17 protein-coding genes and 1 pseudogene are annotated in these 18,882 nt (G+C 67.1%); 13 read left to right on the forward strand and 5 right to left on the reverse strand.

The window, feature by feature from the left end:
- The first annotated feature begins 44 nt into the window (after positions 1–44).
- From OG716_RS31215 to OG716_RS31240, 6 genes are all read left to right on the forward strand, one after another.
- On the forward strand, positions 45–695 hold the full coding sequence (locus tag OG716_RS31215; protein ID WP_405134072.1) for a YcnI family protein: 651 nt from the start codon (positions 45–47) through the stop codon (positions 693–695).
- A complete protein-coding gene (locus OG716_RS31220) occupies positions 692–1,228 on the forward strand; it encodes a copper resistance protein CopC (protein ID WP_405134073.1) in 537 nt (178 codons plus the stop codon). Before OG716_RS31215 ends, OG716_RS31220 begins: the two co-directional genes overlap by 4 nt.
- Positions 1,225–2,193 carry a copper resistance D family protein gene (locus OG716_RS31225; protein ID WP_405134074.1) on the forward strand — a complete coding sequence of 323 codons (969 nt, stop codon included), beginning with the start codon at positions 1,225–1,227 and terminating at the stop codon, positions 2,191–2,193. Before OG716_RS31220 ends, OG716_RS31225 begins: the two co-directional genes overlap by 4 nt.
- Positions 2,194–2,271: 78 nt before the next feature.
- Entirely contained in the window at positions 2,272–2,733 is a 462-nt protein-coding gene (locus tag OG716_RS31230; protein ID WP_405134075.1) for an SRPBCC family protein, read from the forward strand.
- A gap of 94 nt (positions 2,734–2,827) precedes the next feature.
- Entirely contained in the window at positions 2,828–3,208 is a 381-nt protein-coding gene (locus OG716_RS31235; RefSeq protein ID WP_405134076.1) for a DUF5313 family protein, read from the forward strand.
- A 102-nt stretch (positions 3,209–3,310) separates the two neighbouring features.
- Positions 3,311–3,802 carry a DUF1707 domain-containing protein gene (locus OG716_RS31240; RefSeq protein ID WP_405134077.1) on the forward strand — a complete coding sequence of 164 codons (492 nt, stop codon included), beginning with the start codon at positions 3,311–3,313 and terminating at the stop codon, positions 3,800–3,802.
- Here the strand turns inward: OG716_RS31240 and OG716_RS31245 are convergent.
- Positions 3,777–4,133, reverse strand: a complete 357-nt coding sequence (locus tag OG716_RS31245) for a hypothetical protein (RefSeq protein WP_405134078.1) — start codon at positions 4,131–4,133, stop codon at positions 3,777–3,779. The two genes, OG716_RS31240 and OG716_RS31245, sit on opposite strands and share 26 nt — an antisense overlap.
- Before the next feature lie 317 nt (positions 4,134–4,450).
- Between OG716_RS31245 and OG716_RS31250 the strand changes: the two genes are divergently transcribed.
- Both OG716_RS31250 and rraA read left to right on the forward strand, forming a co-directional pair.
- A complete protein-coding gene (locus OG716_RS31250; RefSeq protein ID WP_405134079.1) occupies positions 4,451–4,957 on the forward strand; it encodes a nitroreductase/quinone reductase family protein in 507 nt (168 codons plus the stop codon).
- A 4-nt stretch (positions 4,958–4,961) separates the two neighbouring features.
- A complete protein-coding gene (rraA, locus tag OG716_RS31255; protein WP_405134080.1) occupies positions 4,962–5,468 on the forward strand; it encodes a ribonuclease E activity regulator RraA in 507 nt (168 codons plus the stop codon).
- Positions 5,469–5,611: 143 nt separating this feature from the next.
- Here rraA and OG716_RS31260 read toward each other — a convergent pair whose 3' ends face one another.
- On the reverse strand, positions 5,612–5,839 hold the full coding sequence (locus tag OG716_RS31260) for an RNA-binding S4 domain-containing protein (protein WP_327142998.1): 228 nt from the start codon (positions 5,837–5,839) through the stop codon (positions 5,612–5,614).
- A gap of 131 nt (positions 5,840–5,970) precedes the next feature.
- Here OG716_RS31260 and lysX point away from each other — a divergent pair, with 131 nt between their 5' ends.
- The 3 genes from lysX (at position 5,971) to OG716_RS31275 (ending at position 10,476) form a co-directional block, all read left to right on the forward strand.
- Complete coding sequence (gene lysX, locus OG716_RS31265; RefSeq protein ID WP_405134081.1) at positions 5,971–9,300, forward strand: bifunctional lysylphosphatidylglycerol synthetase/lysine--tRNA ligase LysX; 3,330 nt, start codon at positions 5,971–5,973, stop codon at positions 9,298–9,300.
- A 126-nt stretch (positions 9,301–9,426) separates the two neighbouring features.
- Positions 9,427–10,044: a histidine phosphatase family protein gene (locus tag OG716_RS31270; protein WP_405134082.1), complete on the forward strand. Its 618-nt coding sequence runs from the start codon at positions 9,427–9,429 to the stop codon at positions 10,042–10,044.
- A gap of 111 nt (positions 10,045–10,155) precedes the next feature.
- Positions 10,156–10,476 carry a hypothetical protein gene (locus tag OG716_RS31275; RefSeq protein WP_405134083.1) on the forward strand — a complete coding sequence of 107 codons (321 nt, stop codon included), beginning with the start codon at positions 10,156–10,158 and terminating at the stop codon, positions 10,474–10,476.
- 125 nt (positions 10,477–10,601) lie between these two features.
- Here the strand turns inward: OG716_RS31275 and OG716_RS31280 are convergent, their stop codons facing one another.
- Entirely contained in the window at positions 10,602–11,447 is an 846-nt protein-coding gene (locus OG716_RS31280) for a cutinase family protein (RefSeq protein ID WP_405134084.1), read from the reverse strand.
- A gap of 463 nt (positions 11,448–11,910) precedes the next feature.
- Between OG716_RS31280 and OG716_RS31285 the strand changes: the two are divergent.
- Both OG716_RS31285 and OG716_RS31290 read left to right on the forward strand, forming a co-directional pair.
- Positions 11,911–12,162, forward strand: a pseudogene (locus OG716_RS31285) (glycosidase); the annotation flags it as partial.
- A gap of 56 nt (positions 12,163–12,218) precedes the next feature.
- Entirely contained in the window at positions 12,219–12,389 is a 171-nt protein-coding gene (locus OG716_RS31290) for a hypothetical protein (RefSeq protein ID WP_405134085.1), read from the forward strand.
- 172 nt (positions 12,390–12,561) lie between these two features.
- Here OG716_RS31290 and OG716_RS31295 read toward each other — a convergent pair whose 3' ends face one another.
- Together OG716_RS31295 and gltB are read right to left on the reverse strand one after the other, a co-directional pair.
- On the reverse strand, positions 12,562–14,031 hold the full coding sequence (locus tag OG716_RS31295; protein ID WP_405134086.1) for a glutamate synthase subunit beta: 1,470 nt from the start codon (positions 14,029–14,031) through the stop codon (positions 12,562–12,564).
- A gap of 137 nt (positions 14,032–14,168) precedes the next feature.
- Complete coding sequence (gene gltB, locus OG716_RS31300; RefSeq protein WP_405134087.1) at positions 14,169–18,842, reverse strand: glutamate synthase large subunit; 4,674 nt, start codon at positions 18,840–18,842, stop codon at positions 14,169–14,171.
- Positions 18,843–18,882 lie beyond the last annotated feature (40 nt).

Below are 18,882 nucleotides of genomic sequence, written 5' to 3' on the forward strand. Positions count from 1 at the left end.
CTCCCCCTCACCCGTAACCCTTTGCCAGAAGAGGCCATTCACTCATGCACATCTCTCCTTCGCGTGCCTTCGGCACCACCGTCGCCGCCGCCGGCCTCACCCTGCTGAGCGCGGGCGTCGCCTCCGCACACGTCACCGTCGACGCGCCGGGCGCGACGCAGGGCGGCTATTCGGTCGCCACCTTCAAGGTGCCGACCGAATCGGTCACCGCCTCCACCACGAAACTCAGTGTCGCCCTGCCGAATCTGAAGAGCGCCAGTACCGAACCGCTGGTCGGCTGGACCGAGAAGATCGACAAGAACGACAAGGGCGAGGCCGTCACCGCCACCTGGACCGCCAATCCGGGCAATCCGGGTATCGCTCCGGGTCAGTTCCAGCGGTTCGTGCTCTCGGTCGCCCTGCCCAAGCAGGAGACGGTCAGCTTCCCCGCCACCCAGACCTACACCGACGGCAGTGTCGTGGTCTGGGATCAGAAGAACAATGCGGACGGCAGCGAGCCGGAGCACCCCGCCCCGACCCTGACCCTGGCGGTCGGCAAGGGCGGCGACGATGACGGCGACGGCGCGGTCGCCGCCACCGCCTCGGACAAGGACACCGACACCACCGCGCGCTGGCTCGGCGGCGTCGGCCTGGCCCTCGGCGCACTGGGTGCGGCACTCGGGCTGGGCAGCGTGATCCGCGGTCGCAAATCATGACCCGCAGAGTCCTCGCCGGTCTGGTCGCCGGTCTGCTCGTCACCGGGTTCGCCCTGCTGGGCAGCGGTGTGGCGAGCGCACATTCGGTGCCGGTCGGTTCCAGCCCGGAGAACGGCGCGCATATCGACACCTCGCCGGCGACCGCCAGCGTCACCTTCAACGAGGATCTGCAGACCAGCTACCCGTCGATGACGGTCACCGGCCCGGACGGCAATCTGTGGTCCAAGGGCCAGCCGAAGGTGGAGAACCAGACGATCAGCATCCAGGTCGGCGAGCTGGGTCCGGTCGGCGATTACAAGATCGCGTACCGGGTCACCTCCGCGGACGGGCATCCGGTCAGCGGCACCCGCACCTTCACCCTTACCAAGGCGGGCACCGGAACCCCGGGCCCGAAGGCGGACTCCTCGGCCAAATCCGGCGGCGGCTCCGACGGCGGGGTACCGCTGTGGGTGTTCATCGTCGGCGCGGTGGTGCTGTTCGGCGGCGGGCTGGCCTTCGCACTCCTGGGCGGACGGGGCAAGCAGCGCAAGTGAATCGATCGGACCGCACCGATCGTCGCCGGGAGCGCGGGACGAGCGGCGGCAGGAGCTCACTGCGCTGGTTTCTGCTGCTGATCGTTCCGCTCGGTCTCGACGGTGCGGCTCTGGCGTGGGTACTGGCCGCGAGCGATCCCGTGCAGGCGGAGGCACCCGTGCGGGTGCTGGCCGACTGCGCGGGCGCCGCGGTGCTGGGTCTGGCCGCGCTGCCGCGACTGTCCGCGCGACTGACGCCGCAGTGGCGACTGCTCACCGTGCTGGCCGGAGTATGGGCGGCCGCGGAATTCACCTTGCTGGTGCTGGAAGCGGCCGAGGTTCAGGGCATTCCGGCCGCGCACCTGGGCGCCGGGCAGTTCGGTGACTACCTCACCACGGTCAGCGGCGGCCAGATCGGTATCGCGCTGCTCATCGGCAGTGGTGCGGTAGCGGTCTACAGCGCCTTCGGTTTTCGCAATCCGGACCGGGTCACCGCCGATCTGGTGCTGGTGTTCACCGCGGTGACCCTCGCGCTGCGCCCCATCACCGGACATATGTCGCAGCAGACATTCGGTTCGGTGCTGGGAGCCGTGCACGCGCTGGCCGCGTCCGCCTGGTTCGGTGTGCTGCTGGCCCTGGCCCTGACCGTCCGCACCCGCGGCGAATGGGCGGTGCTGCTGCCCCGCTATTCGCGCTGGGCGCTGCCGCTGGCGGGGATCGTGACCGTGACCGGTGTGGTGAACGGACTGGTTCGCCTCGGCGGTCTCACCCCGTTCGTCACCACCGGGTACGGCCGGATCCTGCTGGCGAAGACCGTGATCCTGGTCGCGTTGCTGGCCATCGGCTGGTGGTGGCGGCGCACCTGGGTGCCGCTCGCGACCGAGCACCGCATGGACGCGGAATCCTCTTTGCGCCGTGCGATTTTCGAAGTGCTGCTGATGGCGGTGGTGTTCGGTCTCGCGGCGACGCTGGCGGTCACCGCGTAGGAATCGGGCATGGGGGCCGGAATGTGGCCCTCACCTCATGATCTGCGCATTGAATTGGAACGAGTTACTGTCGTGCGCATGACCGAAGTCAAGATCGTCGCGGAATGCGCCGCGTCGGCCGAATCGGCCTTCGCCTACGTCAACGATTACCGGAATCTGCCCCGATTCATCAGTGAGATCAAGGCCTTCGAACCGCTCACCGAGCAAACCGAAGGCGTCGGCGCCACCTTCGACGGCACCATCGGCCTGGGCCCCGTATCGCTGCATTCGACCATCAAGATCGTGCGGCACGAACCCGGCCTCGCCATTGCCGTGCAGTCCATCAAGGGTTTCGAAATCGAATCCACCTTCCTTTTCCATGACAAGGGCGAGGAATCCTGCACCATCGACGCCATCGTCGATTACCGGGTGCCCGGCGGCCTGGCCGGAAAACTGCTCGGCCGGACCATCGAGCCGTTCGTGAAACTCGCCGTGAAGGGCTCCACACACAATCTGGTCACCCAGGTAACCGCCTTCCACCTCGCTCGCACCGAAGCCTGATCGCCGTTCGCACCGTGGCCTGACCGCCCGGGGTCGTCAAAGCCGCCGACCCCCCGACGTTGTCCGGCCCATTCCCTGCGGGGATGCTGGGCATATGCCCGAACCCGCCACGCCGTCCTTCTTGCAGCGGATCGGCTATATCTGCGGCCGCACGCTCCCGCCGCCCATGTCTGACTGGGTGCGCGATGATCTGATCGGCCCCGGCGCCACCCGCCGCTATCTGCTCCGCATGCTCCTGCCGATGATCCCGGTGCTCTGCCTCTTCCTGCTCGTCCCGGGACCGCTGTGGATGCGCCTGGCCATGATGGCGCTGCTCTACCTGCCGCTCATCTACTTCACCGTGGCGCTCACCTATGTGTTCCGGCGCAACAAACTGATCAAGCACGGCTTCGATCCGGCCCTGGCCGAAACGGCCAAGCGCGCCCGCGAATCCGGCGATCGGCAGGCCTACGAACAGCGGCACGGCCGAGGCTGAATCCCGCCCTGTGGTCCCCGTCTCGATTGCGGCGGCGCGCCCGGCGGGAGGAATAGTCTCGATGAGAAGACTTCCACCGCTTGGGGTTCGACGGAGAACCATATGGAACCGCACTGGAATGCCGCGTATCTGCGAGCGAGCGATGCCGATCGGGAACAGACGATCGAGGGCCTCAAACAGAGTTTTCAAGAAGGCAGAATCACCGCCGACGAACTCTCCGAACGCATCGGGCTGGCATTGAATGCCCGCACTTTCGGCGACCTGGATACCGTGCTGACGGGATTACCCGTACTGCGGCCGATGCCACCCCCGCGACCGCTGTCCGCCATGCCGCCGATGCGAGGCGTTCCCGCGAATGTGCCGGTGTTCTACGGACAGCGGGTGCGGCAGCAGTGGAACGGTATGGGCATCACCGCATTCGTGCTCGGCATATTCGGATTCATCTGCGGCATCACGGCAATTCCGGCGGTCGCACTCGGCGTGGCGGCCCTCGCCGTCGATGCGAAACGCGATGACAGGGCGTTCGCCATCGGCGGGATCGCGACCGGCGGCACCTGGCTGCTCCTGTTCACCTGGTTACTGCTGCTGCGCTGACAGCGCTGAGCGGAAATCCAGGCGGGTGGGTGACCGCGCGCTCGAAAGCGCGCAGATCCGCCTCCAATTGCCGGAAAAGCCAATAGTCGCCGAGGAATCCGAGCACCCCGGCCAGGCACAGCCATTGATCGGGCCGATGGCGAGGGGCACCGACGCCGGGGGATCTGCCGGAGCGGAGCAGCGCGTGGAACTCCTCGTAGGCCAGATCGGGCGGCGAAGGGCCGGAACGCAATTCGTCGTATTCGGCGCGGTAGTCGGCCAGCCGCTTCGGGAAGTCGTAGTGGATCCACCGGTACTCCAGATCGACCTTGATGAGCTCGATCAGGCACAAACGGCGCAATTCCGGTGCGGCCGGGAGGTATTCGACCAGTGGGGGCGGCTACCCCGCTGTATCCCAGGCCGCCGCGAAGCGGGCCGAGACAGCCGTCAGCACCGCGCCGACTATGTCCGACTCGATCGCCGGTTCCAACCCATGCCCCTCCGCACGAACCAATGACTTCCGGTCCTCCTCCGGTGGGCCGATGCGTCCAGTATGCGCGCGTGTGCAGCACAGATGCATCGGAATATGCACGCCGCACGGGGTTTCCGGAGTCCCCCGCCGAGGTTTCCGGGGTTCGCGCGGCCGATGCGCACACTAAAGTTCCCGGCATGAGTCAGCAGTTTCCGGACCGCATCTGGGGTTCGCGCACCAATCTTCTGTCCCGCATCGCCAGCCCGTTCGCCGCAACGAAGCTGGGCTCGCTGGTGATTCGCAAGCTGACGCCCCTGGACCGGAAAGTGCTGCGGCGCACCAGCGGCAAATACACGGTGCTCGGGCCGATCGGCGCACCGGTCATCCTGCTCACCACCACCGGGCGCAAATCCGGGCAGCCGCGCACCACCCCGCTGCTGTACGTGCACGACGGCGACACGCTGTATGTGATCGGCAGTAATTTCGGGCAGGAGCACCACCCCGCGTGGACCGGGAACCTGCTCGCGAATCCGGCCGCCGAGATCGTCATCGCGGGCGAGCGCATTCCGGTGCGGGCCGCCCTGGTCCAGGACGAGGTGAAGCAGCAGGAGATCTTCGCGCGCTTCGAGGAGACCACCCAGGCGTACACCGCCTACCGCAATCGCACCGCGCGTGATTTGCGCATTTTCGCCCTGACAAGATAGGCGAGTGACCGAATCAGGCAGTGTTCAGAACCAAGCAGAGGTGGTCGCGACCGCAGACCTGGCCGATGAGATCGGGCCCGGGATCCGCAGCTGCGACACCCAGTTCCTTCAGTTCGGCGGCCGGCCCGCCTTCTCCGGACGCATCGTGACCATCCGCTGTTTCCAGGACAATCTCCTGGTCAAGCAGACGCTCGGCGAGCCGGGCAATGGCCGCGTACTGGTCGTGGACGGCGGCGCGAGCATTCACACCGCACTGGTCGGCGACATCATCGCGGGCCGCGGCGTGGACAACGGCTGGGCCGGAGTCATCGTCAATGGCGCGGTGCGGGATTCGGCGATCCTGCGCACCCTCGATATCGGCGTCAAGGCGCTCGGCACCAACCCGCGCAAGAGCACCCAGACCGGATCCGGCGAGCGGGATGTGCCCGTCGAATTCGGCGGTGTGACCTTCGTCCCGGGCGACGTGCTCTACAGCGATCACGACGGAATCGTGGTCCGCGCGGAAGACTGATCGCAGGTTCCGGAAAAGCCCCGAAAACGGCATTTCCTGCATGCTGAGAACTGCTTCTCGAGAGACTCTGGGGAGATTCTCAGCGGCTCCGGTCCTCGCTTCACCGCCGGCGGTGGACGGCGAGGGCCGGGCTCGCGGCAGTGCTACCGCCGGCGACCCGCCACCCGGACCTTGCGCCCGGCGAGCAGCACCACGTCCCCGGCGAACAATTGGCGTCCGCGGCGTAGCTCTACCTCGTCATTTACCCGCACCAGTCCCTCGGCGATGACCGTCTTCGCTTCCGCTCCGGAATCGATGAGGTTCGCCAGTTTCAAGAATTGGCCGAGTCGAATGACATCGTCTTCGATCGGCACTTCGACTGGATCCGACATGAGGTACATCCTCACCCGCGGCCTCCGGGACCGCCAAACGCCGCCCTCGTTACCCAACGGCACACGATGACAACAAGACACGAACCGGGTTCCGAGTGCACATGGGCGACGGCAACATACACACTGGTGCGGTGACTTCGACGCAGGACCGGCAACACCAGGACATCGCATACAGACCGGAGACGCGGTCGCCTGAGGTGCCGCACCGCGGACACGGCCGTCTCCGTGAGGTTCCACATGTCGCTGGGACGATTCTGGGCGTCTACGCCCTCCTTTGCGCACTGTGGAGCATTTCGCCCGGTCTGCGCTTCCTGACCCAGTCGCTACGGCACTATCTCGACACCTACTACTTCGATTCGCCCGACACCTCGCTGGTGTGGGCGCTGGTAGTGGGTCTGCTGGCCGGCGCCACCGCGAGCCGCAAGCGCATCGCCTGGTGGCTGCTGTGCGGCTATATGGCGGTGTTCTCGATCGCCAATGCCCTGGACTTCGCCTCCGAGGGCGACCTCAACGCGCTCGTCGCGCTGGTCGTGCACCTGTCGGTGATCGCGGTGCTGATCGCGGCCTGGTTCGAGTTCTACACGCGGGTGCGCAGCGGTGCGATCGTGCGCGCGGTCGGGGTGCTCGCCGGTGGGCTGGCGCTCGGCTGCGTGGCCGGCTGGGGTCTGGTGCAGCTGTTCCCCGGCAGCCTGCCCGCCGACGAACAGCGCCCGCTGTGGGCGGTCTCCCGGGTGACCGGCGCCATCCTGGTCAGCAATGACGACTTCGACGGGCATCCGCCGCACCTGGTGAACCTGCTGCTCGGCCTGTTCGGCGCGGTCGCGCTGCTGGCGGCGGTGGCGGTGCTGTTCCGTTCGCAGCGCGCCTCGAACGCCCTCACCGGACTCGACGAATCCGCGCTGCGCGGACTGCTCGAACGCTCCGACGTCGAGGATTCGCTCGGCTACTTCGCCACCCGCCGCGACAAGGCCGTGGTGTTCGCACCCAACGGGCAGGCCGCCCTGACCTATCGCGTCGAATTGGGCGTCTGCCTGGCCTCCGGTGATCCCATCGGCCAGAAGGAATCGTGGCCGCACGCCATCGACGCCTGGTTGCGGCTGGCCGACCAGTACGGCTGGGCCCCGGCCGTCATGGGCGCGAGCGAACTGGGCGCCACCGCCTACCGGCGCGCCGGACTGTCGGCACTGCGGCTCGGCGACGAGGCCATTCTGGAGACCCGCACCTTCTCGCTCGCCGGACCGGACATGAAGCAGGTCCGGCAGGCCGTGAACCGGCTCGCCAAACAGGGCATCACCGTGCGCGTGCGCCGGCACAAGGAGCTCGAGCCGGAGGAGATGCGCGAGGTGCTGCGCCGCGCCGACGCCTGGCGCGACACCGAGACCGAACGCGGCTTCTCCATGGCGCTGGATCGTCTCGGCGATCCGCTCGACGGCGACTGCCTGCTGGTCGAGGCCGTCGACGCCGACGACCGCGTGCTCGGCCTGCTGTCGCTGGTGCCGTGGGGTCGCACCGGCGTCTCCCTGGATGTCATGCGCCGTGATCGCCAAAGCCCCAACGGCGTCATGGAATTGATGATCTCCAAGCTGGCGCTCGGCTCCGAGCAGTACGGCATCACCCGAATCTCGTTGAACTTCGCGGTCTTCCGTGCGGTCTTCGAGGAGGGCGGCCGCATCGGCGCCGGACCCGTACTGCGGCTGTGGCGCGGCGTGCTCATGTTCTTCTCGCGCTGGTATCAGCTCGAAGCGCTCTACCGCTCCAATGTGAAATACCAGCCGGATTGGGTGCCGCGCTTCTCGCTCTTCGAGGAACGCCGGCATCTGCCGCGCGTCGCCATCGCCAGTGCGCTCGCCGAAGGCTTCCTGCCGCGCATCGGCAAGGAGCCGGACGTGTCCGCGCACACCGGTCTGCGGTCCTCGGTGCCGCCGACCATGACCGGCCTGCACGCCGACGGCAGCCTGCCCGACCTCCCGCCGGAGGATCTGGAGGAGTCCGGACCGCGCCGCCCCGAACAGGTGCGGGTACGTATGGACAAGCTCAAGAAGCTCGAGGATTCCGGCGTCGACGCCTATCCGGTCGCCTATCCGCCCACCCATACGGTGACCGCCGCGCGCAATTCCCCGATGGGCACCACGGTGCGAGTCTGCGGGCGGCTCTTGCGGATTCGCGATTACGGCGGCGTCACCTTCGCCCTGCTGCGCGACTGGTCCGGGGAGATCCAGCTGGTCATCGATCGCGGCCGGGTCGGCGCGAATCGCAGCGCCGACTTCGACCAGTTCTTCGATCTCGGCGATCTCATCGAGATGAGCGGGCAGATCGGCCGCAGCCGCAGCGGCGAGCTATCGCTGCTCGCCGCGGACTGGCGGATGCTCGGCAAATGCCTGCACCCGCTGCCCGACAAGTGGAAGGGCCTCGCCGACCCCGAGGCCCGGGTGCGGCAGCGCTACGTCGATATGGCCATCAATACCGATATCCGCGAGGTGATGGTCAAGCGCAGCGCCGTGGTGCGCTCACTGCGCGACACCCTGCACGGGTGGGGCTTCATGGAGGTGGAGACCCCGGTCCTGCAGCAGGTACACGGCGGCGCCAATGCCACCCCGTTCACCACCCACATCAATGCCTACGACCTCGACCTGTACCTGCGCATCGCCCCCGAGCTGTACCTCAAGAAACTGTGCGTGGGCGGTATGGAGAAGGTGTTCGAACTCGGCCGCGTCTTCCGCAACGAGGGCGTGGACTACAGCCACAATCCCGAGTTCACCATCCTGGAAGCCTATGAGGCGCACAGTGATTACGAACGCATGATGCACGCCTGCCGCCAGCTCATCCAGGAGGCGGCGATCGCGGCCAACGGCAAGATGGTGGCCCTGCGACCGGGCGAGGACGGCGCGCTCACCGAGGTCGACATCTCCGGCGACTGGCCGGTGAAGACGGTGCACGGCGCGGTCTCGGACAAGCTCGGCGAGACCATCACCCCGGACACCGACGAGGACCGGCTGCGGGTGCTCTGCGACAAGGCCGGGGTGCCCTGGCAATTGGGCTGGGACGCCGGGCAACTCGTGCTCGAGATGTACGAGCACCTGGTCGAGTCGGAGACCCAGGAGCCGACCTTCTATATCGACTTCCCCACCTCCGTCTCCCCGCTGACCCGGGCGCACCGCCATATCGCGGGTGTCACCGAACGGTGGGATCTGGTGGCCTGGGGCGTCGAATTGGGCACGGCCTACAGCGAATTGACCGATCCGGTGGAGCAGCGCAAACGGCTCACCGAACAGTCCATGCTGGCCGCGGGCGGCGATCCGGAGGCCATGGAACTCGACGAGGACTTCCTGCAGGCCCTCGAGCACGCCATGCCGCCGACCGGTGGTCTCGGCGTGGGCGTGGACCGGGTGATCATGCTCCTCACCGGGCGCAGCATTCGCGAGACGCTGCCGTTCCCGCTGGTGAAACCCCGAACCGGATAGGAAGAAAACCCGTATCCGGCAGCCTGAACCACCGGCGCCGCCGACCTCCCGCCCCGGGAGCCGGCGGCTCCGGTGTGTTCGGACCCACCCCGGAGCGGTGCGAGGCGGTGCGGCAGAGTGGAGGAGGTGCAGTTGATCCTCGTCCGCCACGCCCAGCCCGCCCGCGTCCAGGGGGTCTCGGGTCCAGCCGACCCCGATCTCACCGAGGTCGGCATAGAGCAGGCGGCCCGGGTTCCGGCCGCGCTGGCGCAGCACCGGATCGCCCGGGTGGTCAGCAGTCCGCAGCTGCGCGCCCGCGAAACCGCCCGGCCCACCGCCGATAAGCTCGGCCTGGATATCGCGGTCCTGGACGGCCTCGCCGAGTACGACCGTGATCTCCCCGCGTATATCCCGATCGAGGACGCCCAGCGCGATTTCAAGGACGTGTACGACCGCATCAAGGCCGGTTACCTGCCCGACCAGATCGACGGGCCCGCCTTCACCGCGCGGGTCCTCGACAGTATCGCGAGCATTGCGGCCACCGCCGACCCGGCCGACACGGTGGTCGTCTTCGCCCACGGCGGCGTGATAAACGTGCTGCTCCAGGACGTTTTGGGGCTCGAGCGCCCGCTGACCTTCCCGATCGACTACTGCTCGATCACGCGGATTCTGTACTCCCGCACCGGCCGCCGCACGGCCGCCACGGTGAACGAGAACGCACACGTCTGGGATCTGCTGCCGCGCAATCGCGCCGGACGGGACTGAACGGCCGCACAGACGACTCCCAGAGTCGTCGCATCGGGCTCCCAGAGCCGGGGACTTGTATGGGGGACACGGGTCGCGGACAGCGGCTCGGTTTCTGCGAAAGGATTTCCGATGCCTTCTTCCATGAGCTCGACCGCCCCCCGCAAGCGTCGCCGGGGAATGCGCCTCGCCGCCGCCGGCGCCCTGGCCGTCGTGCCGCTCGCGCTCTTCGCTCTCCCCGCCACCGCCTCCGCGGCGACCCCGGACTCCTCGCCCGTCGTCGCCCAGCAGGTCGATCAGGACTGGCAGGGCCACGGTGGCGATCGCGACCACCGTCACGACCACGATCACGATGGCAACTGGCAGGGCGGGAACCCGGGTAACTGGCAGGGCGGCGACGACCAGAACCAGCCGCCGGTCTGGACCCCGCCGAGCACCGGTTCCTTCGGCTAACCCACCCGGCGATATGCGTGAACTCAGTGCCGGGGCCTGAATTGCGCAGTACTCCAACCTATTCAGCGGCGAAAGGCCGCCCCCGTTCGGGAGCGGCCTTTCCAACCTCGTTGCGCGAGCGGTGATTACACCGAGCTCGCGATCCAGTTGTGCATCCAGGTGATGGCGGTCTGACCGCCGCCGACCTGGTAGAAGCCATAGCTGGTGTGCCGGCCGGTCTTGAAGAACTGCTCGAACTGCGCGGCCCGCTCCTCGTTGGCGCCCTCGCTGAGCTGTGACTGCAGGGTGGGGATACCGCCCTGTGCCATCAGATCATTGATGATCGAGCCGACCTCGAGCTGGTAGCGCCAGAGGTTCGCGGGGTTCGGATCCGAGGTCTGCGCCAGGAATCCGGCGAACCGGCTGATGAAGTCGGTCTGCTCGGTGGAGCAGTACAGGTCACCTATGGCACAGACGGTGCGCACGCGATCGGAGACGAAACCGAAGCCACCGACCCGGGCGCCACCCGCACCCGCGCCGGGCGCGAACGGACCGACCTGGGCATCGGCAGGGGAACGACGCGGATCGGAGATCAGCGCGACGGCCGCGATGCGGTCCGGCGGCACCACGCCGACGCCGGAGCCGATCTCGGCGGCCAGATCACCCGCGGCGTCAGCGCCCTGGCTGTAGCCGGTGATGGCGATCTTGGTGCCGGGGCAGCGCGCGCCCATGGCCTGGACCAGGCCGCGGGCATTGTCGGTCGCTTCCTTCTTGGAGGCGCCGTAGACATCGCCTTCCCAGGGGAACGCGGTGGCGGCGTAGGTCACATAGTCGACCTCGCCGGGTAGCCCGTTGGTAACCCCGGACAGCATTCCGGGCTGGGGCGTCTTGTCGTGGCCGGTTTCCCAGGTCCCCGGAATGGCTACCGTATAAAGGACCGGGCATCCCGGATCAGCCGTAACAGGACCGCTGCCGATCACGATTCCCGACATAAGCACACTCGCAGCTGCGCCCGCAGCCGCGACAATTCTCTTCAACCGCATACTGCTCCAGTTCACGCCTGCCCGAGACGGCCGTCCCGATTCCCGTTCATGGTGTCTGCGCTGGATGACGATCGAGTGCACTGGGGGTTAACCGAAGTAACCGCCCCGTATGAGATGTGCAAAACAGACCGCTCGACAGAGATCAGCGACACAACGCCGTCAACAATAAAGGGACGATTCCGGAAGCGCTACGCGGCGATCACATCTTGTCCGATTTCAGTTTCCGCGCGCGGATTCCCGGTGGACCGCTAGCGTCTCCTGGTCAAATGACCAGAACATATTTCACATTGCGCCACCGGGTACTGACACCCTCGCCACCTTGGCAATACCGCTCGCCGGCAGCACCCCCGCCGTCCACGCCACCCCACTCACCGATACCACCGCGGACCAGGTACGACCCCTGCACGCGGTCATGGGACAGGGCGCCCGCATAGCCGATGACACCGGCCGCACCGTGCTGCTGCGCGGCGTCAATGTCAACAGCGTCGGGCAGTACTACCAGGAATGGCCCGACCTGCGCGCCACCACCACACTGACCGAAGACGACTTCCTCCGCATCGCGGCGCTCGGGTCGAATGTGGTGCGTCTCATAATCAGCTGGTCCGCACTCGAACCCGCCCGCGGCCATATCGATCAGAACTATCTCGATCACATCGCCCAGGCCGTTTCCTGGGCGCGGGCACACGACATCTACGTCCTGCTCGATATGCACCAGGACGCGTGGGGTGTCGCGGTGAATACTCCCGACGGCGTCTACTGCCCGCTCTTCACCCCGCCCTCACCGGCGCCAACATCACCCGAACCGCCCGGCAGCAGGTCACCGGCGGCTGGCGAATCACCGCCGCCACCAACACCACCGGCGACTACCGCCTCGAAATCACCTGCGGCTGAACACTTCTGTCATCCCGGCATGTCCTCGGCCGGGATCCACGCCTGCGGCAGTGCAGCGGACCGGGTGGCATCCCGGCCGAAAGCGCGCCGGGATGACTGCGGCTCGACCGTGGACAGCAAAGCGCCCGTGGAGCGTAAGCTCCACGGGCGCTTCGAGTCTCGGCTCAGCGGATCAGCGCTGCGCCACATCCGTCGGGCGGATCGGGGACGGCAGTGCGGTATCGCCCTCGAGGAACTTGTCCACCGCGGACGCGCAGGAGCGGCCCTCGGCAATGGCCCACACGATGAGCGACTGGCCGCGGCCCATATCACCGGCGGCGAAGACGCCGGGGACGGTGGTGGCCCAGCCGTTGTCGCGCTTGACGTTTCCGCGCTGGTCGTAACCGACGCCCAGACCCTCGAGCAGGCCGTTCTTCTGCGGTCCGACAAAGCCCATGGCCAGCAGCACCAGATCGGCCTCGAGGGTGAAGTCTGTGCCCTCGACCTTCTCGAAGCGGCCGTTCACCATGGAGACCTCGTGCGCCTGCAGGCCGGTCAGCTTGCCGTCGACACCGACAAAACGCTCGGTATTGACGGAGAACACGCGCTCGCCGCCCTCCTCGTGCGCCGAGGCCACCCGGTACATGAGCGGGTAGGTCGGCCACGGGGTGGAGCCGGCGCGCTCCTCCGGCGGACGGGGCATGATCTCGAACTGGTGCACCGATGCGGCGCCCTGCCGGTGCGAGGTGCCCAGGCAGTCCGCGCCGGTGTCACCGCCACCGATGATGATGACCTTCTTGCCGCGGGCATTGATGCGCGGCAGGCCTTCCTCATCGGCGACCGGATCGCCCAGCTGGACGCGGTTGGCCAGCGGCAGGAACTCCATCGCCTGATGGATGCCGTCCAGATCGCGACCCGGAACCGGCAGATCGCGGGCGATAGTGGCGCCACCGGCCAGCACCACCGCGTCATAACGCTCACGCAGTTGGTCGGCGGTGATGTCGACGCCCACGTTCACACCGGTCTTGAAGATGGTGCCTTCGGCTTCCATCTGCGCGAGCCGGCGATCGATGAAGCGCTTCTCCATCTTGAATTCCGGGATGCCGTAGCGCAGCAGGCCGCCGATGCGGTCGTCGCGCTCGAACACGGTCACGGTGTGGCCGGCCCGGGTCAGCTGCTGAGCGGCGGCCAGACCGGCGGGACCGGAACCGACGACGGCGATCTTCTTGCCGGTCAGGCGGGTCGGGTACACCGGGGTGACCCAGCCCTCGTCGAAACCGTTCTCGATGATCTCGACCTCGACCTGCTTGATCGTCACCGGATCCTGGTTGATGCCCAGGACGCAGGACGACTCGCACGGTGCGGGGCACAGGCGGCCGGTGAACTCCGGGAAGTTGTTCGTGGCGTGCAGCCGCTCGAACGATTCCTTCCAGGCGCCCTTGTAGACCAGGTCGTTCCATTCGGGAATCAGGTTCCCGAGCGGACAACCGTTGTGGCAGAAGGGGATACCGCAATCCATACAGCGGCTGGCCTGCTTCTGGAGGGTCTCGTGGGAGAACTTCTCCTCATAGACCTCTTTCCAGTCCAGCAGGCGCAGCTCGACCGGACGGCGCTTCGGCAGTTCCCGACTCGTGTGCTTCAGGAATCCCTGTGCGTCACCCATTTACGACTCCGATTTTCGCGCCGAACTCGGCGCATCCAACAACTCCGGCGTATCGCTCGAGGCGATAGATCAGGTCAGCCACGTGCGGCCTTGAAGAGTCACTGTGCCGCGCTGACCTACCCATGCGTGCCACATGATCAGCCACGAGCGGCCTCCATGATCGCCGCGCTGACGTCCCGGCCGTCTTTTTCAGCTTCCGAGATGGCCAGCAGGACCTTCTTGTAATCGCGCGGCATCACCTTCACGAAGTGATTGACCTGCTGCGACCAGTCGATCAGGATGCGGTCCGCGACAGCCGAACCGGTCTCGTCGCGGTGCTGGGCGATGATGTCGCGCAGCGCCGCGGACTCGTCCGCCGTGAGTCCTTCCAGATCCACCATTTCGGTGTTCAGGTTCTTCTCGAAGGTGTTGTTCGGGTTGTAGATGTACGCGGTACCGCCCGACATACCGGCGCCGAAATTGCGGCCGGTCTCGCCGAGGATGACCACGCGGCCACCGGTCATGTACTCGCAGCCGTGATCGCCCACGCCCTCGACCACCGCGGTGGCGCCCGAGTTGCGCACGGCGAACCGCTCACCCACGACACCGCGGATGAAGGCCTGGCCGCTGGTGGCGCCGAACAGGATCACGTTGCCCGCGATGATGTTCCGCTCCGCCACGAACTCGGCGGGCACGTCCAGGGACGGCCGCACGGTCAGGCGGCCACCCGAAAGACCCTTGCCGACATAGTCATTGGCGTCGCCGACGACCCGCAGCGTGATGCCGGCGGGCACGAACGCACCGAACGAGTTACCAGCGGAACCGGTGAAGGTGATGTCGATGGTGTTGTCGGGCAGGCCGACTCCGCCGTAGAGCTTGGTCACCTCGTGGCCGAGCATGGTGCCGACGGTCCGGTTCACATTGGTGATCTTGGTGTCGAACTTGACCGGCTTACCGCGCTCCAGCGCATCCGCGGCCTGCGCGATGAGCTGGTTGTCCAGCGCCTTGTCCAGACCGTGGTCCTGGCCCTTGGTATTGCGGCGGTCCTGCTGCATGAACGCCGTCTCGACATCGTCGAGGATGGGCGACAGATCCAGCTTGGCGGCCTTCCAATGCTCCTTGGCCGCGGTGGTGTCGAGCAGATCGACGCGGCCGATGGCCTCGTCCAGCGTCCGCAGACCCAGCGAGGCGAGCAGCTCGCGCACCTCTTCGGCGATGTAGTTCATGAAGTTCTCGACGAACTCCGGCTTACCTGTGAAACGCTCGCGCAGCACCGGATTCTGGGTGGCGACGCCGACCGGGCAGGTGTCGAGGTGGCATACGCGCATCATGATGCAGCCCGAGACCACCAGCGGAGCGGTCGCGAAACCGAACTCCTCCGCACCGAGCAGCGCGGCGATCATGACGTCGCGGCCGGTCTTCATCTGACCGTCCACCTGCACAACGATGCGGTCGCGCAGACCGTTGAGCAGCAGCGTCTGCTGGGTTTCGGCCAGGCCGAGCTCCCAGGGACCGCCCGCGTGCTTCAGCGAGGTCAGCGGCGAGGCGCCGGTGCCGCCGTCGTGGCCGGAGATGAGCACCACATCGGCGTGCGCCTTGGATACACCCGCGGCGACGGTGCCGACGCCGGGCTCCGCGACAAGTTTCACGTGAATCCGAGCCTGCGGGTTCGCGTTCTTCAGGTCGTGGATCAGCTGCGCCAGATCCTCGATCGAGTAGATGTCGTGGTGCGGCGGCGGGGAGATCAGGCCCACGCCGGGCGTGGAGTGCCGGACCTCGGCGACCCACGGGTACACCTTGTGCGCGGGCAGCTGGCCGCCCTCGCCGGGCTTCGCGCCCTGCGCCATCTTGATCTGGATATCGGTGCAGTTGGTCAGGTAGTGCGCGGTCACACCGAAGCGACCCGAGGCCACCTGCTTGATCGCGGACCGGCGCCAGTCGCCGTTCTCCTCCGGCTCGAAGCGGGCCGGATGTTCGCCGCCCTCACCGGAATTGGAGCGACCGCCGAGGCGGTTCATGGCGACCGCGAGGGTCTCGTGCGCCTCCGAGGAGATGGAGCCGTAGCTCATCGCACCGGTGGAGAAGCGCTTCACGATCGCGGATACCGGCTCGACCTCGTCGATCGGGATCGGGTTGCGCGACTTGGACTTGAACTTGAACAGGCCGCGCAGCGAGGCCAAGCGCTCCGACTGATCGTCGACGAGCCTGGTGTACTCCTTGAAGACCTTGTACTGGCCCGAGCGGGTCGCGTGCTGCAGCTTGAACACCGTGTCCGGGTTGAACAGGTGGTACTCGCCCTCGCGCCGCCACTGGTATTCGCCGCCGACCTCGAGCTCGCGGTGCGCGCGCTCATTGCGGTTCTCCAGGAACGCGATTCGGTGCCGCGCCGCGACCTCGGCGGCGATGCCGTCCAGGCCGATGCCGTCCAGCGGCGAGCGCAGACCGGTGAAGTACTCGTCCACCAGCTCCTGCGACAGGCCGACAACCTGGAACAGCTGCGCGCCGCGGTAGGAGGCGATGGTGGAGATGCCCATCTTGGACATCACCTTCAGCACACCCTTGCCGGCGGCCTTGTTGTAGTTGGCGACGGCCTTCTTGAAGTCGGCGCCGTGATCGCCGGTGCTGCCCGGCATGAGCAGCTGACCGCGCTCGAGCATGTCCTCGATGGACTCGAAGGCCATGTACGGGTTGATCGCCGCCGCACCGAAGCCGACCAGCAGGGCCATATGGTGCACCTCGCGGGCGTCACCGGCCTCCACGACCAGGCCGACCTGGGTGCGGGTGCGCTCCTGCACCAGGTGGTGGTGCACGGCCGCGGTGAGCAGCAGCGACGGGATCGGCGCCAGCTTCTCGTTGGACTCGCGGTCGGACAGGATGATGATGCGCGCGCCGCCGTCGATGGCCGCGGACACCTGCATCTGCACTGCCGCAATGGCATTGCGCAGACCCTGGCCGCCCTCGGCGACCGGGTACAGGCCGTGCACCACGACCGAACGCAGGTCGGGACGCGAGCCGTCGTCATTGATGTGCACGAGCTTGGACAGCTCGTCATTGTCCAGAATCGGCTGGGTCAGCGTGATCTGACGACAGGACTGCTGCCCGGGATTGAGCAGATCGTCCTCGGGCCCGATCATGCTGCGCAGCGAGGTGACGACCTCCTCGCGCAGCGCGTCCAGCGGCGGGTTGGTGACCTGCGCGAACAGCTGCGAGAAGTAGTCGAACAGCACTCGCGGACGCGAGGACAGCACCGCGATCGGAGTGTCGGTGCCCATCGAGCCGAGCGCCTCGCCACCGGTCTGCGCCATCGGCGAGATCAGCAGGTTCAGCTCCTCGGTGGAGTATCCGAAGATCTGCTGGCGGATCAGCACGCGGTCGTGCGACATGTGCTCGTGCGGGCGGTCCTGCAGGTCCGACAGCTTGGTCGGGCCGTTGTCCAGCCACTCCTGGTAGGGCGCCTCGGCGGCGAGCGTCGACTTGACCTCGTCATCGCTGATGATGCGACCCTGCTCGGTGTCCACCAGGAACATGCGGCCGGGCTGCAGGCGGGTCTTCTGGACCACGCGCGCCGGATCGATATCGAGCACGCCGACCTCGGAGGCCATGACGACCAGACCGTCGTCGGTGACCCAGATCCGGCCGGGGCGCAGACCGTTTCGGTCCAGCACCGCGCCGACGACCTTGCCGTCGGTGAAGCACACCGAGGCCGGGCCGTCCCACGGCTCCATGAGGAACGAGTGGTAGCGGTAGAAGGCGCGCTGGGCCGGGTCCATGGACTCGTGCCGTTCCCACGCCTCGGGGATCATCATGAGCATGGCGTGCGGCAGGCTGCGGCCGCCCAGGTGCAGCAGTTCCAGCACCTCGTCGAAGCGCGCGGTGTCGGACGCGCCGGGGGTGCAGACCGGGAAGATCTTCTCCAGGCGGTTGTTGCCCTCGCTGTCGGTGCCGAAGGAGTTCGACTTCAGCAGCGCCTCGCGGGCCCGCATCCAGTTCTCGTTACCGGAGACGGTATTGATCTCGCCGTTGTGGGCGACGCGCCGGAAGGGGTGCGCCAGCGGCCACGACGGGAAGGTGTTGGTGGAGAAGCGGGAGTGCACGATGCCGAGTGCGGACTCGACCCGGTCGTCCTGCAGATCCAGGTAGAACGCCCGCAGCTGCGGGGTGGTGAACATGCCCTTGTAGACGAAGGTCTGACCGGACAGGCTCGGGAAGTACACCGATTCCTTGCCGGTCGCGCCCTCGCCGGCGCCCGCGCTGCCGAGCTCGTGCTCGATGCGCTTGCGGACGACATAGGCGCGCCGCTCCAGGTCCATGCCCTCGAGCTGCTCGCTGCCGCCCTTGGGCGAGGCGATGAAGATCTGCCGGAAGGTAGGCATCGCGTCGCGTGAGAGAGCGCCCAGCGACGATTCGTCGATGGGAACCTCGCGCCACCCGAGGACCTCGAGCCCTTCTTCGCGCACGATCTTCTCGACGCGGTATCCGGCACGGGCGGCCTCGCGGCGGGCCTGCGGCAGGAAGGCGATACCGGTGGCGTAGGCGCCCTCGGCGGGAAGCTCGAAGTCGGCCACAGCGCGGAAGAACTTGTCCGGGAGCTGGATCAGGATGCCCGCGCCGTCACCCGAATTGGGTTCGGCGCCGGCTGCACCTCGGTGCTCCAGGTTCAGCAGGGCGGTAATAGCCTTGTCGACGATGTCGCGGCTACGACGGCCGTGCATATCGACGACGAATGCGACGCCGCAGGCGTCGTGTTCATTCGCCGGGTCATAGAGCCCGCGGGGTCCGTATCCATAGCTGGCACCGCCAGTAGGGGACCTGTGGCCGGGAAGTTGCGTCATGCCTCTGCCTTCACAAAAAACAGGCCTTCGAAGAATTGCG

The organism is Nocardia sp. NBC_01388 (genome assembly GCF_045040085.1).
Lineage (GTDB): Bacteria > Actinomycetota > Actinomycetes > Mycobacteriales > Mycobacteriaceae > Nocardia.